Source organism: Glutamicibacter mishrai (assembly GCF_012221945.1).
In the GTDB taxonomy this organism is placed as follows: Bacteria; Actinomycetota; Actinomycetes; order Actinomycetales; family Micrococcaceae; genus Glutamicibacter; species Glutamicibacter mishrai.
In genome coordinates this window covers 536216-550727 of sequence record NZ_CP032549.1, presented here as the reverse complement: position 1 = coordinate 550727, position 14512 = coordinate 536216, and the positions used below count along the sequence as shown (strand labels likewise).

The following is a 14512-nucleotide window of genomic DNA, read 5'->3' as shown; positions in this document are numbered from 1 at the left end:
ACCTAGTTGACTAATACCGCCGAGACCTTGCCGCGTGAGACCGCGCCGGAAAGATCATCCGATAGGCTGCTGGCCGCGGCGACAACTATGATCCCTTCGCCGCTCGGGGCAGCGCCTTTGAGCATTCCGAATTCCGAATCGGAAGCACTTTGAGGAACCCACAAAACGGGTACGGATTTTGCGATGGTGCTGGATGCGATCTCGCGGTCAAAACCATCGCCGGTGGTCAAAACAATGTCCACTAGCTGTCCGGGATGAAGCAGCGTCACTGTGGCCGGATCGCTCAATCGCAGGGGAACCGCCACGGTGCCATCAACGGCACCAGCCAATAATTGCTCGCCGACCAGCGCGTACTTGCGGATCACTGTTCCTGCATCCAATCCAATGGCGATGCGTTGGCCAACCAGCTGTTCCGGGGAATCAAAGACTTCGTCATCACCAGGGTCCAGGCGAACGGTCTGCAGCGAAAGTTGATTCGCGGAAATCTCGCTTCCTGCAGGAATATCGCTGGCCACAACCACCACTTCACGCTGGGTCAGCTGGCCTGAAGAAAAGACGTTGAGCAGTCCAGCAACGGCCAAAAGCGTGAAGGCCAAGGCCAAGGGTTTTCGATAACGCCTCAGCAGCTCGCTGCGGGTGCGCGCTGGGCGGACTTTCGGCCGGGGGATGGCTGGCGGACGGGGACGCGCGGAGGACTTGAAGAAATAGCTCATGGCACCATGCAAGCGGTGTGCCGGTGGCCAGCGACGCTGAACTCGACGAATTGTGCGTAAGTGCCTCTCGTGCCAAGCCCTAGATGATCTGGTGGACTTCCGCTGGCGTGAAGACAAGATCCACCGGCTGATCATGCTCAGCCACAGGGAAAGACCCTGCTGGAACATATTCATTATCGTAGACAATGGCGGCGACACGCACGGGGGAGTCCTCGATCAATGGCAGGAAACGATCATAGTATCCGCCGCCCTGGCCAAGCCGAAGCCCCTGCTCGTCGATGGCCAGCGCCGGGATGATCAGGGTATTGATGTCGTCAAAGATTTCAGTTCCCAAGCGTGGACCCACCGGTTCCATGACCGGCGCCAGCGTGCTGCGCTGGAATTCCATGCCCGGGGTAAAGGCGGCCCAGGACAGCGCGAAGTCCGGCTCGCACACGGGCAAGAAGACCTCGATGCCTTCATTGACCAATGCGTCGAGCAGCTTGGAGGTATCGGGTTCACCGGGCGATGAGGTATACGCGGCGACCTTGCGGACAATGCCGGTACTCTGCGTCAGATATCCAAGAACGGTATCCGCCAATTTCCCGCCCAGTTCGGCACGCGTGGCGGCATCCATGGAATCCCTCGCCGCGCGGATGGATGCACGGACGGCCTTTTTCCCGGAGTCGTGGTTCTTCGCAGGGTTCGCAGTCATGACTCCAGCTTACGCACAACGCAAAGAATTGCACCTGGCTTGCAACGCAGTGCGTTTAAGCTGCCGTGGAGTATTACGATGTGCTCATGTTCTTTTCTCGCCGTGCCACGCGGCTGGTCCCCGAATTGAGCTCGGACCGTTTGCTGTTGCGCCAGTTGACCATGCGCGATGAGACCGAATGGATCAACCTGCGCTACGCCAATTCGCAGTGGCTGCAGCAGTGGGATCCCACCAGCCCCATGGGCCCGCCCGAATCCATCACCTTCCGCCAGATGATCGTTGGCAAAGACCAAGCGGCCCGTGAGGGAACCGGCTACTCGTGGGCCATTGCGCTGCCGCAGCTACATCAGTCCAGGCCACCGCTCATCGGACAGGTCTCCGTGTCTTCGGTGCAGTATGGGGCCGCGCGGACCGCTTCGATCGGTTATTGGATTGACCATCAGCATGCAGGGTTCGGCCTGATGCCCGAAGCCTGTGCCCTGGTCATTGATCATTGTTTTGACGACCTCCAGCTGCACCGGCTTGAGATCAACATCCGTCCAGAGAATTCGCCGAGTTTGCGAGTGGTGGAAAAACTCGGATTCCGCGACGAAGGGGTGCGAAAAGCGTACCTGCATATTGATGGCGCGTGGCGTGATCATCGCACCTTCGCGCTGAACCGGGAAGAGCTTTCAAGCACGATGCTCGAACGTATCTACGAAGGTTGATTCGGTTTGCGTGTTTCTCAAGCCAATCCGCCTTTGAGGCGCACAAAGTAGTGGCGAAAACTTATAGACACACCGACATATATGCGTGTCACCGCAAGATCGGTTGCATAGGGTTGATTTGAAAGAGCCGTATTCGGTTCTGGAAGATTTGACCGACTGAATCGGTGATGGAGGACGCACATGGCTGGCACGTCACAGAGCGCTTCGCAGGAAGTCGCTGCGACCAAACTCAAGATACGTGTGCGCTATGGCCGATTGTCCGTCGCGCTGATCGGTGCACTGGCAATTATCGCCACGGTCCTCGGAGTCGTGCTGGCTCCCTTCACCGCCTTGTCCTTCGGCACCGTAGGCATCTTCGCTCTCGTCGCAGTGCTTTCCTTTGCCACCTTACGCATGCTCGCAGTCCGCGACCGCAACCGCAAGCTGTTGGACCACTTGGAAGCCACCCGCCAGAAGGCGCTACAGACCCCGGCCTTCGAAGATGCAGCCAACCAGGTCATTCACCGCAAGCACGATGGTGACGAAGTCTTCGACGCTCGTCCAGGATCTTCCCGCCGCGCACCAGCCATCACCGCTGAGGAACTTCGCGCCGAAGCACTGCGAGTGGCTCACGGCCACGGCGGTGTGAAGCAGCCTGGCACCTGGGCACCTACTCGCGTTCCCAAGCCAACCTACGTCGAGGCATCCGAACGCATTGCCAAGGCCGCCAAGAGCGCGAATGAAACTACTGCACCTCGGGTGCAGAAGGCTCCATTGCCAGTTGAAGAGCCGCTGCGTCCAAGCAAGCAGATCAGCCTGAAGGCTTCGGAAGATGCCAAGCGCCTGGCCTCGGAGGTTTCCGCTGAAGAGCGTGCCGCAGTAACCTCGGTGGCCGCCAAGCGCGAGGAGAGTGCCAAGGATACATCCGCCAAGGCACCCGAGGCACCAGTCGCGGAACCTGTTGTTCCACCAGTGACCGGCACCTTGCCAACCACTGATCTCTCGGTATCGAACACCAAGCCACGCTTGAACTTAGATGCCGTGATGCAGCGCCGTCGCGCCTAGAACTTATCGCAAGCAAACAACCGGCCCCCACTGAATATGAACTGCTCCCCAAAAGTTGGACTGAGAAATCAGAACTACTTCTGGGGAGCATTTTTATGCGAACACGCAGCACATTAACCGAGGGCCAACGAGAACGACTCGTTGATCTATTTGAAGCCGGCATGGGAACGAGAGCTGCTGCCAGCCAACTGAACGTTCGTTACTACGCCACGGAGAAGCTTTACGATCGGTGGCGATTACATGGCAGGCTTTGTCTTATGGAAAAGCCAACCAAGACTGTGTATTCCTTCGAGGTCAAGAAGGAAGTCGTTGACCGGTACCTCGCCGGTGAAACTAGTATGGATCTCGCGGCCGAGTTCCATATCAGTTCAAAGGATTTGGTGAAGACTTGGGCGCGAACATGGCGTCAAGGTGGGGACGAAGCGCTCATGCCCAAGCCCAAAGGGCGGCCTAAAGACGCCGCTCAGACTGAACCCTTGAGCGAAGAAGAGAAGCTTCGTCGGGAGAACAAGCGACTGCTCGCCGAGGTAGCCTACTTGAAAAAATTGCGGGACTTGAGGGCTCAGGGGCATCGCTAAAAACCAAGGCAATTGTCACTCTCAAGTCAGAGCACGACCTCGCAGACCTGCTAGCCGCGGCAGGATTGGCCAGGTCAACCTATTACTACCACCTGAAACTGATGGACCAGGCGGATCCGTATGCGGAACTCAAAGCAGCCATCACCACGTCCTTTGAGAACAGCAAACGACGCTACGGGTACCGAAAAGTTCACATGGACCTTCGCGCTGAAGGCTGGAATGTTAGTAGGAAGCTGGTCCGTAAGCTCATGCGGATCCTCGGATTCCAATCCAAAGCACGCCCGAAGCGACGTTACAACTCATATCAGGGTGAGCAGAGCAAGATCGCTGAAAACCTGCTGCAACGACACTTTGACGTGGAAGCACCGGACACTGTTTACGTCAGTGACGTGACTGAATTTCGGGTTGATCAGAGAAAACTGTATCTGTCACCCATCATGGATCTGTTTGACCACAGTATCCTGAGTTACACGATCGCCTCGTCACCGACTACGGCGTTCACCAGAGAAAGCTTGGCACTAGCTTTAGGTTCCCGGGATTTCAACAAGAAGCTGTTGGTGCACACAGACCAAGGTTTCCAGTATCAGCATCAATCGTGGAAACGATTGTTGGTGGAGCATGGTGCGGTGCAGTCCATGTCTCGTAAGGGCAATTGTTTTGACAACTCGGTGATGGAGAATTTCTTTGGACATCTCAAGTCAGAGATGTTTCATGGAGAGCATTTCGCTGATTTTGCGGAGCTCAAGGTGGAGATTGAAGCGTATATCGATTGGTACAACGTTAGCCGTCGTCAGGAACGACTGAAGGGTATGACTCCGATGGAATATCGGTGTCATACCCTTGCAGCCTGAGCAGGACTATTATTTAGTTAGTCCAACTTTCGGGACCCAGTTCAATATTCAGTGGGGGCCGGTTGTTTGCTTGGAGCTGAGCCTCAGTGGCTCGTTCAGCTCATCATGTCTTCGGAAGGCAGCGGACCGCGGTTTCCGCGGTGATGGGCGAAGACTAGTGTGGTTTCGGTGTGGCCCACCGATTCGTCGGTAGCCAGGTTATCCAGCACCCAGTCGCGCAAGTGATCGGTGGAGCCAACGGCGATGTGCAGCAGGTAGTCGGTGCCGCCGGAAACGTGGAACATCGACAGCACTTCTGGAAGTCGCGGAATGCGCTCGACGAAGGTATCGATCTTTTCGCGGTCGTGGGCGCGAAGCTTCACCGAGATGAGAGCCTGGACGGTGCGGCCTACAGTGCCCAGATCCACTTCGGCGTGATAGCCGGTGAGGATGCCGCGCTCTACCAGTGAACGGGTACGCAGCAAGGCCGTGGATGGTGCGATGCCTGCACGCTGGGCGAGCGTGGCATTGGAGATGCGCGCATTGGCGACCAATTCGTCGATGATGATTCGATCGATTTCATCTAGATCGACGTTTGAAGAATGCTCTGAGTGCTGGGACATAAGAATATTTCATCACATCCGGAAGCCTTCAGTGGGATATTTGGCCAATAATCCGGATCATGCCCTTAGCGATAGGGAAAATAAACGGTGAACAAACCGATATATTGGGGTTATGACACGACGTTCAGAGCATACCGGTGAATTCTTCGATACCAGACTCGCAGCATACTGCTTGGTGGAACACGAAGGAAAGGTACTGCTGACGCTCTGGGATATGCGACATCGTGATCCGAAATTCACTCCTCGCTGGTCGCTGCCCGGCGGCGGCATTGATCTGGGCGAGCCAATTATCGAAGGCGCCAAGCGCGAAGTCTATGAAGAGACCGGATACGCAGTAGGGGAGTTGACCCTGCTGGATGTCACCACCGGAGTGATTCCCGGCGCCAAGCGATACTCCGGTGAAGGGCACCCCATGCAGACCGTGGCGGTGACCTACCGGGCGAAGCTCACCGGCGGCGACCTGCGCCACGAGGTCAACGGCTCGACCAGCCAGGCGGCGTGGTTCACGCGCGAAGAAATCCAGCAGCTCAATTGCATCGAGCGTGTGGACAGCATTTTGCGACTGACCGCACCCCGCGAGTAACCGCCGAATCAAAAGACACTGCCATAGAATCAATAGGGATATGAACTTGCGAAAAACCTCCAGTCTTGGTGTCTTGAGCCTAGCCCTGTTGTTGCCCCTGTCCGCCTGCACTGCTGATGAACAGACCGCTCCCTCGGATTCGAGCCAGAGCGTTGTGCTGAAGCTGGCGCGTGGCGAGCAGCCCGTGGAGCAGGCCTTGGCTGAGGTCTACAAGAATGCCCTGAAAGCCAAGGGTTACGAAGTTCAAATCAACAAGTCTTCCGATAACCCATACCAGCAGGTTATCGACAGGCAAGCAGATATCGCTGTGGACTACGCCGGCGCCGCGCTGAGCCTGTCCAAGGATCAGGCAGCTATCGCGGGCGAAGACGGCGTCCTGTCGGTTGACGATCTGAAGAAGCTACGCACCGAGATCAACGACTCGAATGACAAGATCGAGGCGCTGGACCTCAGCGCGGCTGATGCCGGCAAGGTCTTGGTGATGAGCTCGGCTGAAGCGCAGACACACAGCGTTGATTCGCTATCTTCGCTGGCAGGCGCCTGCGAGAAGCTCACCATCATCACGGACGATTCGAATACCAAGAATCTGGAAACAACCCTGAAGACCGAAGGCTGCGAAAAGCCGAAGGTCTCTGTAGTGAAGACCGATGATCTTGCCACCCAGCTGCGTGCCTCGGTGGACCGTGCAGTGGCTGTCAGCGCCGGCAACGCGATGATTTCCGATGAAGGCTTCAAGAGCATTTCCGACACCGCCAAGCTCTTCAACGCGCAGCCGTTGATGCTGCTGGCGAGCAGCGCCGTGGATGACAAGGCGCGCGGCGAATTGAACAAGGTCACCGGGGATCTGTCTCAGCAAACCCTGGTGGACTTGAACCGAATGGTCAACGTGCCAGGGGCGATGAAGCCCGCGCAGGCGGCGACCCGCTGGGAATGGATTATCGAGTAGCACTTCGTGGCACTGCTCTAGTAATTCGACCCCCAAGGATTTCGGCCGCACCCGACGGCGGTCGAGTAACAAGGTGTGTTCTACACGCCTGACATGAGAAAGTGTAATCATGGCAGAATTCAAGCAATCGACGAAACTGCACAATGTCCTGTACGACATCCGTGGGCCGCTACTGGAGCACGCCCAGCGCATGGAGTCCGAAGGACACCGTATCCTGAAGCTGAACATCGGCAATCCCGCGCCGTTCGGCTTTGAAGCGCCCGACGCGGTGCTTGTCGACATGATTCGCAACCTGCCAAACGCCCAGGGCTACTCTGATTCCCGCGGCATCCTTTCGGCCCGTACGGCGGTCTCGCAGTACTACCAGACCCGAGGCATCCAGACCATTGGCGTGGATGACATCTACCTCGGCAACGGCGTTTCCGAGCTCATCACGCTCTCGCTGAACGCCCTGTTGAACAATGGCGACGAGATCCTGATTCCTGCCCCCGACTACCCGCTGTGGACCGCTTCGGTCTCGCTGGCTGGCGGCACCCCGGTGCACTACCTGAATACCGAGGAAGAGGGCTGGCTTCCAGATCTTGAGGATATGGAATCCAAGATCACTGATCGCACCAAGGGCATCGTGATCATCAACCCGAACAACCCGACCGGTGCGGTGTACCCGAAGGAAACCCTTGAAGGGATTCTGGAGCTGGCGCGCAAGCACGGGCTGATTGTCTACTCGGATGAGATCTACGAAAAGATCCTCTACGATGACGCCGAACACATCAACACCGCGTCGCTGGCCGATGACGTGTTGATCCTGACCTTCTCGGGTTTGTCCAAGGCCTACCGTGTCTGCGGTTTCCGTGCCGGTTGGATGGCGATCTCCGGTCCAAAGCACCAGGCCGCGGATTACATCGAGGGCATCAACCTGCTGACCAACATGCGCTTGTGCGCCAATGTGCCAGCACAGCATGCCATCCAGACCGCATTGGGCGGGTACCAGTCCATCAACGACTTGATCCTGCCTGGCGGACGCCTGCTCGAACAGCGCGATGCCGCCTATGACCTGCTCACCGCCATCCCGGGTGTCTCGGTGCAGAAGGCCAAGGGATCGCTGTACATGTTCCCGAAGCTGGACCCAGAAGTTTATCCGATGCATGACGATGAGGTGTTCGCCCTTGGATTGCTCAAGGCGCAGAAGATCCTGATTACCCAGGGCACCGCATTCAACTGGGTGCGCCCGGATCACTTCCGTTTGGTAACCCTGCCGAATGTGCGGGACCTGACGGATGCTGTGGGACGTATCGGACAGTTCCTGGAGGACTGGCGCGCCCGCGCTTAGCCTCAGCGGAAGACATCATCGTGCGACTCACTTAGAGTCGTTCGGTGGTGTTTTTCTTTGTCACGGCAGGGCCTTTGACCGGCACGCGGATTTCTTTGGGACAGCGCCAGCTATTGCCAGTACGCTGGCAATTACCTAGATTCACAGTAGTGAAGTCCATAGAAGGAGTCGGTTGTGAGCTCATACCCTGCGAACCTGATTGAAGCCCTGCGCGCCGAGCCAGGTCTGAAGCTTTCCGAGAGGGCAACCCAGAATCCTGACTGGTGGCCCAAGGACGCGCCGCAGGATAAGAAGACCGCGCAGAAGCGCATGGAAGAGATCGCCCAGCCGCTCTCGGATCTGCAAGAGCGCCTGTTCGCCGCTTCGGTCCAGGGCCAGGAAGCCCCGTCGGTGCTGCTGATCCTGCAGGGCATGGACACCTCGGGCAAGGGAGGAATAGTTCGCCACGTCCTTGGCATGCTGGATCCCCAAGGCGTGGAGCACCACGCGTTCAAAGCGCCAACGGCAGAAGAATCCGCCCATGATTTCTTGTGGCGCATCACCAAGCACTTGCCAGGCAGGGGAAAAGTCGGAGTCTTCGACCGCTCCCACTATGAAGATGTCCTGATTGCCCGCGTCAAGGAATTAGCCAGCCCGGAGGTCCTGGACTCCCGTTATACCAAGATCGTGGACTTCGAGAAGCAGCTGGTAGAGCAGAATATCCATCCCATCAAGGTGATGCTGCATATCAGCAAGGATGAACAATATGAGCGGCTCGCCGAACGCCTGGACCGTCCCGACAAGCACTGGAAGTACTCGCCCGGGGATATCGACGACCGACTGCTGTGGGAGGACTACCAGCAGGCGTACGAGATCGCCGTGAACCGGACCGATAACAAGACCGCACCGTGGCATGTGGTTCCAGCCGACCAGAAATGGCGGGCACGCCTGTGCGTTGCTGAACTGCTATTGGATACTTTGCAGCGAATCACCGTGCCGTGGCCCGAGGCGGACTTCGATGTGGCCGCCGAAAAGGCCCGGCTGGAAGCTACCAAGTAGCCGCCGCTACGAGGTCATTCGCCGTCCGCGCCAACCTGCTTGGCGCGGGCCTGTTCCAGGCGCTGCGACACTCCGTTGAGCCAATTTTCGCAGTGCGCCGCAAGCGCTTCACCGCGTTCCCACAAAGCCAGTGAGGCTTCCAAGGCTACTCCGCCGGTTTCCAATTGGTTGACTACGGTGAGCAGTTCTTCGCGGGCCTGCTCGTAGGAGAGCTTGGCGATATCTTCGGGGATTTGTGCAGTCATGATGGCTCCAGAGTGTATCGAGTTAGTTCGCGGCATCGCCGGCGGGAATGGATTCGGTGGTTCGCGCGGCCAGCTGGCCGGAGGCTAACCGGATGAAAACATCGGTGTTGACCGGCGCATCGGCGGCTACGCGCACAATGCTTCCATCGGCCAATTGCGTCACCGAATAGCCCCGGTCCAGGGTTTGCTGCGGCGAAAGCGCGCGGACCTGCGACTTCAAATGGGTGATCTCGTCGCGGGCGCGCTGGACCCGGTAATGCAGCAGGTCGGTGGACCGCTGGCGGTACCTGGCCAGGTCTTCGGCGCGCGTGGTCACCATGACCTGCGGATTGGCCAGTACCGGCCGTTCGCGGACGGCTGCCAGCAATTGGGCTTCGCGTTCCAGCAGGTTGTTGATGGAGCGCTCAAGCCGATTGCGGGCCAGCTGCAGTCCGGTGAATTCCTCGTTGAGGTCAGGCACGATGCGTTTGGCCGCATCCGTGGGGGTGGAGGCGCGCAAATCCGCCACGTCATCGAGGATGGGCCGGTCGGCCTCGTGCCCGATGGCCGAGACCACCGGAGTTTGCGCGGCGAAGACCGCGCGGACCAGGTCTTCGTTGGAGAAGGGCAGAAGATCCTCCAGTGCACCGCCACCGCGGGCAATAACGATCACATCAACATTCGGGTCATTATCGAGCTCCTTGAGGGCCGCCATGACCTGGTTGGCTGCGTCCACACCCTGCACCGCGGTATTGATGACCCTGAATTGCGCCGAAGGCCAGCGCAGCGTGGCATTGCGCAGCACGTCCTTCTCGGCATCCGAGTCGCGTCCGGTGATCAAGCCGATGCGGCCAGGCAGCACCGGGATCGCGCGCTTGTGCTCGGGGGAGAACAGACCTTCGGCGCCCAGGGCTTGGCGAAGGCGTTCCAGGCGTACGAGCAGTTCACCCAAGCCGACTGGCCGCAGATCCGTTGCGTTCAGCGACAGCCGTCCGGTCTTCGCATAGAAGCTTGGCTTCACCTGCGCGACCACGCGGGAACCAACCTGTGGCGTGGTCTCCAGCTTGCGCATGGTTGAGGCCCAGATGGTGACCGAGAAAGAGAAATCGGCGTCCACATCGCGCAGGGTGAGGTAGGCATGTCCGTTGCGGACATTTGCTTCCAGCAACTGGCCTTCCACCCAGACCACCGGGGAATTCTCGATATGGATCTTGAGCTTTTCCGAGAGGATGCGTAACGGCCAAGGATTCTCCGCCGTGGTCTGCCCGGCGGTGCTTGGCAAGCTCGCTGGTGTTTGGGGCTCCATCCGGGCCGCTCCTTGGGAATCGAAACATGGCACCAGCAGGCGCGATTGCTGCTGCACAAGTGAGACTACCGCATGGCACCGACAGATCAGGGAATTGCGGGGGAGGGCCGGGGAAGCGGAAAGTGGAGCGATGGTGACGGAACGGGTGAAGTTTGTGGTCATTTTCCGCGCCAATGGCCACCGCGCAAGGTATTTCCAACAATTTGGTTAAGCCTTGATATTGCTCTTGCCCGGTGTCGAGCGTGCGCGGACACTGATGAGCATTGGGGAAGCATTTCAGAAGGACGCAGTGCCATGTTTGGGGGAATATTTAATCGCACCACGGCACGATCTGTGGGCTCGGTGGCTCTGGCAGTGGGACTAATGATCGGATCGGTTCCATTGGCTGCGGCGGCCATGCCCGCGGGCAACGTAGCGCCGGTGGCCCAGCCAGCAAGTGTCGCGGTGGCCGCCGAGCTTTCCATCGACCTGCCGTCCCGGGTGCGCACCACCGATAACCTGAACCTGCGCACTGGACCTTCCACCTCGTATTCGGTTCTGGTGAGCATACCCAAGGGCACTTCGGTCCCTGTACTGGGCCGGGCATCAAATGGCTGGTACAAGGTCAGCTATGACGGGCGCACCGGATACGTCAGCGATTACTACGTCGTGGCGGCCACGGTGCGAACCCTTGACAGCCTGAATATGCGCACCGGCACCTCCACCAGCTACCGGATCCTGGTCACCATCCCGAAGGGGAGCACTGTGCCGGCCTATGCCCGCGCCTCCAACGGCTGGTATCGGGTCAGCTATGGGGGATACACCGGCTGGGTCAGTGGTACCTATGTCACCACCTATCCGAAGCCGCCCTCGGCTCCGCTGTATAGCGGGCCAAACCGGACTTCCCGGGTGGTGTTGACCTTTGATGATTGCCCGCGCACCCTGAGCGAATACCGTTCGGCCATCGATTACGCGGCTAGTGCCAATTTCGGCCTGGTGCTCGCTCCCACGGGCGACTGCCTGTCTTCCTACAAGTCCCGTTACGGGGTGGATCTGGCCAGCCTGGCCCGCGCCAAGGGCCAGTGGGTGATCAACCATTCGGTCAGCCACCCTGATCTGCGCCCTCTGAGCTGCCAGCAAGTAGGGGCGCAGCTGAGCGGTTCCGGTGTGCACACGAATTTCGGGCGCCCGCCCTACGGTGCCGTGGATGCCTCGGTACGCTGCGGGTACGGCAGCCGAGGCATGGCCATGTGGACCTGGACCCGGGACACCGAAGACTGGGAAGTGAAATCCAAATCCATCACCATTTCCAGGGCCTCCGCCGCGTCGCCCGGCGACACCGTCTTGATGCACATGCAGTGGTACGGCTTCTCGCCGGATTCGCTGCGGCAGATCAAAGCCAATCTGGCCAACCGGGGCATCGGGGTCTGCCGGGCCTACAGGGGCAGTGATTCGGCCGGCTCGATTCTCACCACCAGCGTCAAGCTGCCCAGCTCGCTGCCGTGCTGAGCGGTGGGAAGCGGGCGGTGGAGGTGGAACTCACAGGGCGCGAAGGGTGGCGCGCATCATATGAGCATGGGCTAACTTGCATGCAGTTCGTAGACTAGAGGTATGGCTACTTCCACTTCCATTCCGGTATCGCTGCCAGTCCCACGGATCCCGCGCGTTCGCCGCACTCCGGCCGAGATCGCAGCCGCCTCCCCGCAGGTATCCGAGCGCAAGGTCCTGCTCGCGGCCCCGCGTGGCTACTGCGCCGGCGTGGACCGTGCAGTAGTGGCCGTCGAAAAGGCCTTGGAGCACTACGGCCCGCCGGTCTATGTGCGCAAGCAGATCGTGCACAACCTGCATGTGGTCTCCGAACTGGAGTCCCGCGGAGCGATCTTCGTGGAAGAAAACGAAGAGGTGCCGGAAGGCGCCCTGGTGGTCTTCTCCGCCCACGGTGTCTCCCCGGCAGTGGTCCAGTCCGCAGCCGATCGCAACCTGCAGACCATCGACGCCACCTGCCCGCTGGTCACCAAGGTGCACCGCGAAGCCGTGCGCTTCGCCAAGAACGATTACGAGATCCTGCTGATCGGCCACGAAGGCCATGAAGAAGTGGAAGGCACCTACGGCGAAGCACCGGAAGTGACCACCATCGTGAACAGCCCGGAAGAGGCCGACACCGTCCAGGTCAAGGATCCGGACAAGCTGATCTGGCTCTCGCAGACCACGCTGAGCGTGGACGAGACCATGGAGACCGTGCGCCGATTGCGCGAGCGCTTCCCGAACCTGCAGGATCCGCCCAGCGATGACATCTGCTACGCCACCACCAACCGCCAGGCAGCGATCAAGAACATCGCGCCGCAGTCGGATCTGGTGATCGTGGTCGGTTCGGCGAACTCCTCGAACTCGGTGCGTCTGGTCGAGGTGGCGCTGGACCACGGTGCCAAGGCCGCCTACCGGGTGGACTTCGCCAATGAGGTAGACGAGGCTTGGTTCGAGGGCGTCTCCACCGTCGGCGTGACTTCCGGCGCCTCGGTGCCCGAGGTGCTGGTCCGCGAGGTCGTGGCGCTGCTGGCGGAGTACGGCTTCACCGACGTTTCCGAGGTCACCACCGCGCAGGAAGACATCATCTTCTCGCTGCCCAAGGAAATCCGCGGCAAGCTCAAGGAAGCCGGGGACGAGGATCGCGCCTTGGGCGGCCACGCTCGCCCGCAGGCCTGACTTCACCCTAAGAATTCAAGCGCCAGTACACCATTGCGCGCTCATCACTAGTAAAAGGTAGAATTTTCTCCCGTGGCTCTTACTATCGGAATCGTCGGACTGCCCAACGTCGGCAAGTCCACCATGTTCAACGCGCTGACCCGTGCCCAGGTGCTGGCGGCCAACTACCCGTTCGCAACCATTGAACCGAATGTCGGTGTCGTGCCGTTGCCCGACGAGCGCCTGAAGGTGCTCGCCGGAATCTTCAACTCGGAGCGCATCCTGCCGGCAACCGTGTCCTTCGTGGACATCGCCGGCATCGTCAAGGGCGCCTCGGAGGGCGAAGGCCTGGGCAACAAGTTCCTCGCGAACATCCGCGAAGCCGACGCCATCTGCCAGGTGACCCGCGCGTTCGTGAACGATGACGTGATCCACGTCAACGGCAAGGTCGATCCGGAGTCGGACATTGAGACCATCGCCACCGAGCTGATCCTCGCCGACCTGCAGACCATCGAGAACCAGTTGCCGCGCCTTGAGAAGGAGCTGCGCAGCAAGAAGATCGAGAAGTCCTTCATGGACAACCTGCTGGCAGCCCAGAAGGTGCTCGAGGACGGCAAGACCCTGTTCGCCGCGGGCAAGGCCGCCGGCATCGACATGGACGAGCTGGCACCGATGCAGCTGATGACCACCAAGCCGTTCATCTACGTCTTCAACACCGACGAGGCAGGCCTGGCCGACAAGGACATGCAGGCCAAGCTATCCGAGCTGGTGGCCCCTGCCGAGGCGATCTTCCTGGACGCCCAGTTCGAGGCCGAGCTGGCCGAGCTGGAAGAAGACGAAGCCGCCGAGATGCTGGAAGACGCCGGCATCGAGGAATCCGGCCTGGACAAGCTGGCCCGCGTCGGCTTCGACACCCTGGGACTGCAGACCTACCTGACCGCAGGTCCGAAGGAATCGCGCGCCTGGACCGTCCGCAAGGGCGCCACCGCCCCCGAGGCTGCCGGCGTCATCCACACCGACTTCCAGCGCGGCTTCATCAAGGCCGAGGTCATCGGCTTCGATGACTTGGTCGCCGCCGGTTCGGTGGCCAACGCCAAGTCCGCCGGCAAGGCCCGCATCGAAGGCAAGGACTACATCATGAAGGACGGCGACGTCGTTGAGTTCAGGTTTAACGTCTAGTCGCGTTCCACTTTAACGTCTTGTGCAAGCGCCGGATCCCGCTGCGGGGTTCGGCG

General features: G+C 59.6%; 16 protein-coding genes. 11 read left to right on the top strand and 5 right to left on the bottom strand.

Going from position 1 to position 14512, the window contains the following annotated elements; genetic code table 11:
* Positions 1-2: 2 nt before the first annotated feature.
* On the bottom strand, positions 3-713 hold the full coding sequence (locus tag D3791_RS02630) for an SAF domain-containing protein (RefSeq protein WP_172511232.1): 711 nt from the start codon (positions 711-713) through the stop codon (positions 3-5).
* Positions 714-792: 79 nt separating this feature from the next.
* The gene (locus D3791_RS02625; RefSeq protein WP_061955129.1) at positions 793-1407 is read right to left on the bottom strand and encodes a 5-formyltetrahydrofolate cyclo-ligase; all 615 of its coding nucleotides are present in this window, start codon (positions 1405-1407) and stop codon (positions 793-795) included.
* A gap of 65 nt (positions 1408-1472) precedes the next feature.
* On the opposite strand from D3791_RS02625, the gene D3791_RS02620 reads away from it, so the two are divergent.
* The 4 genes from D3791_RS02620 to D3791_RS02610 all read left to right on the top strand — a co-directional run bounded on the left by D3791_RS02620 (position 1473) and on the right by D3791_RS02610 (position 4587).
* Positions 1473-2114 carry a GNAT family N-acetyltransferase gene (locus D3791_RS02620; protein WP_246242283.1) on the top strand — a complete coding sequence of 214 codons (642 nt, stop codon included), beginning with the start codon at positions 1473-1475 and terminating at the stop codon, positions 2112-2114.
* A gap of 180 nt (positions 2115-2294) precedes the next feature.
* Positions 2295-3158: a hypothetical protein gene (locus D3791_RS02615; protein ID WP_172511231.1), complete on the top strand. Its 864-nt coding sequence runs from the start codon at positions 2295-2297 to the stop codon at positions 3156-3158.
* 95 nt (positions 3159-3253) lie between these two features.
* Positions 3254-3736: a helix-turn-helix domain-containing protein gene (locus tag D3791_RS16660; RefSeq protein WP_028268932.1), complete on the top strand. Its 483-nt coding sequence runs from the start codon at positions 3254-3256 to the stop codon at positions 3734-3736.
* The gene (locus D3791_RS02610) at positions 3703-4587 is read left to right on the top strand and encodes an IS3 family transposase (RefSeq protein ID WP_216847371.1); all 885 of its coding nucleotides are present in this window, start codon (positions 3703-3705) and stop codon (positions 4585-4587) included. Before D3791_RS16660 ends, D3791_RS02610 begins: the two co-directional genes overlap by 34 nt.
* Before the next feature lie 95 nt (positions 4588-4682).
* On the opposite strand, the gene D3791_RS02605 is transcribed toward D3791_RS02610, so the two are convergent.
* Positions 4683-5189 carry an Lrp/AsnC family transcriptional regulator gene (locus tag D3791_RS02605; RefSeq protein ID WP_022874038.1) on the bottom strand — a complete coding sequence of 169 codons (507 nt, stop codon included), beginning with the start codon at positions 5187-5189 and terminating at the stop codon, positions 4683-4685.
* A 112-nt stretch (positions 5190-5301) separates the two neighbouring features.
* On the opposite strand from D3791_RS02605, the gene D3791_RS02600 reads away from it, so the two are divergent.
* The 4 genes from D3791_RS02600 (at position 5302) to D3791_RS02585 (ending at position 9086) form a co-directional block, all read left to right on the top strand.
* Positions 5302-5772 carry an NUDIX hydrolase gene (locus tag D3791_RS02600; protein ID WP_022874037.1) on the top strand — a complete coding sequence of 157 codons (471 nt, stop codon included), beginning with the start codon at positions 5302-5304 and terminating at the stop codon, positions 5770-5772.
* A gap of 40 nt (positions 5773-5812) precedes the next feature.
* Positions 5813-6718 (top strand): glycine betaine ABC transporter substrate-binding protein, encoded by a 906-nt coding sequence (locus D3791_RS02595; protein WP_172511230.1) that lies wholly within the window; start codon positions 5813-5815, stop codon positions 6716-6718.
* Between the two features lie 109 nt (positions 6719-6827).
* A complete protein-coding gene (locus D3791_RS02590; protein ID WP_172511229.1) occupies positions 6828-8048 on the top strand; it encodes a pyridoxal phosphate-dependent aminotransferase in 1221 nt (406 codons plus the stop codon).
* A gap of 174 nt (positions 8049-8222) precedes the next feature.
* Positions 8223-9086, top strand: coding sequence for a PPK2 family polyphosphate kinase (locus D3791_RS02585; protein WP_172511228.1), 864 nt, complete (start codon positions 8223-8225; stop codon positions 9084-9086).
* 14 nt (positions 9087-9100) lie between these two features.
* Here the strand turns inward: D3791_RS02585 and D3791_RS02580 are convergent, their stop codons facing one another.
* The gene (locus D3791_RS02580) at positions 9101-9331 is read right to left on the bottom strand and encodes an exodeoxyribonuclease VII small subunit (RefSeq protein WP_022874033.1); all 231 of its coding nucleotides are present in this window, start codon (positions 9329-9331) and stop codon (positions 9101-9103) included.
* Positions 9332-9353: 22 nt separating this feature from the next.
* Entirely contained in the window at positions 9354-10616 is a 1263-nt protein-coding gene (gene xseA / locus D3791_RS02575; protein ID WP_172511227.1) for an exodeoxyribonuclease VII large subunit, read from the bottom strand.
* Positions 10617-10910: 294 nt separating this feature from the next.
* On the opposite strand from xseA, the gene D3791_RS02570 reads away from it, so the two are divergent.
* From D3791_RS02570 to ychF, 3 genes are all read left to right on the top strand, one after another.
* Entirely contained in the window at positions 10911-12104 is a 1194-nt protein-coding gene (locus tag D3791_RS02570) for an SH3 domain-containing protein (protein WP_172511226.1), read from the top strand.
* A gap of 102 nt (positions 12105-12206) precedes the next feature.
* A complete protein-coding gene (locus D3791_RS02565; protein WP_172511225.1) occupies positions 12207-13298 on the top strand; it encodes a 4-hydroxy-3-methylbut-2-enyl diphosphate reductase in 1092 nt (363 codons plus the stop codon).
* Between the two features lie 72 nt (positions 13299-13370).
* Complete coding sequence (gene ychF / locus D3791_RS02560) at positions 13371-14456, top strand: redox-regulated ATPase YchF (RefSeq protein WP_038990663.1); 1086 nt, start codon at positions 13371-13373, stop codon at positions 14454-14456.
* Positions 14457-14512 lie beyond the last annotated feature (56 nt).

What these genes read in the sequence shown, in the direction of transcription:
- D3791_RS02630 (WP_172511232.1), bottom strand. Translation starts at nt 713, where the DNA reads ATGAGCTATTTCTTCAAGTCCTCCGCGCGTCCCCGTCCGCCAGCCATC.
- D3791_RS02625 (WP_061955129.1), bottom strand. Translation starts at nt 1,407, where the DNA reads ATGACTGCGAACCCTGCGAAGAACCACGACTCCGGGAAAAAGGCCGTC.
- D3791_RS02615 (WP_172511231.1), top strand. Translation starts at nt 2,295, where the DNA reads ATGGCTGGCACGTCACAGAGCGCTTCGCAGGAAGTCGCTGCGACCAAA.
- D3791_RS16660 (WP_028268932.1), top strand. Translation starts at nt 3,254, where the DNA reads ATGCGAACACGCAGCACATTAACCGAGGGCCAACGAGAACGACTCGTT.
- D3791_RS02605 (WP_022874038.1), bottom strand. Translation starts at nt 5,189, where the DNA reads ATGTCCCAGCACTCAGAGCATTCTTCAAACGTCGATCTAGATGAAATC.
- D3791_RS02600 (WP_022874037.1), top strand. Translation starts at nt 5,302, where the DNA reads ATGACACGACGTTCAGAGCATACCGGTGAATTCTTCGATACCAGACTC.
- D3791_RS02595 (WP_172511230.1), top strand. Translation starts at nt 5,813, where the DNA reads ATGAACTTGCGAAAAACCTCCAGTCTTGGTGTCTTGAGCCTAGCCCTG.
- D3791_RS02590 (WP_172511229.1), top strand. Translation starts at nt 6,828, where the DNA reads ATGGCAGAATTCAAGCAATCGACGAAACTGCACAATGTCCTGTACGAC.
- D3791_RS02580 (WP_022874033.1), bottom strand. Translation starts at nt 9,331, where the DNA reads ATGACTGCACAAATCCCCGAAGATATCGCCAAGCTCTCCTACGAGCAG.
- xseA (WP_172511227.1), bottom strand. Translation starts at nt 10,616, where the DNA reads ATGGAGCCCCAAACACCAGCGAGCTTGCCAAGCACCGCCGGGCAGACC.
- D3791_RS02570 (WP_172511226.1), top strand. Translation starts at nt 10,911, where the DNA reads ATGTTTGGGGGAATATTTAATCGCACCACGGCACGATCTGTGGGCTCG.
- D3791_RS02565 (WP_172511225.1), top strand. Translation starts at nt 12,207, where the DNA reads ATGGCTACTTCCACTTCCATTCCGGTATCGCTGCCAGTCCCACGGATC.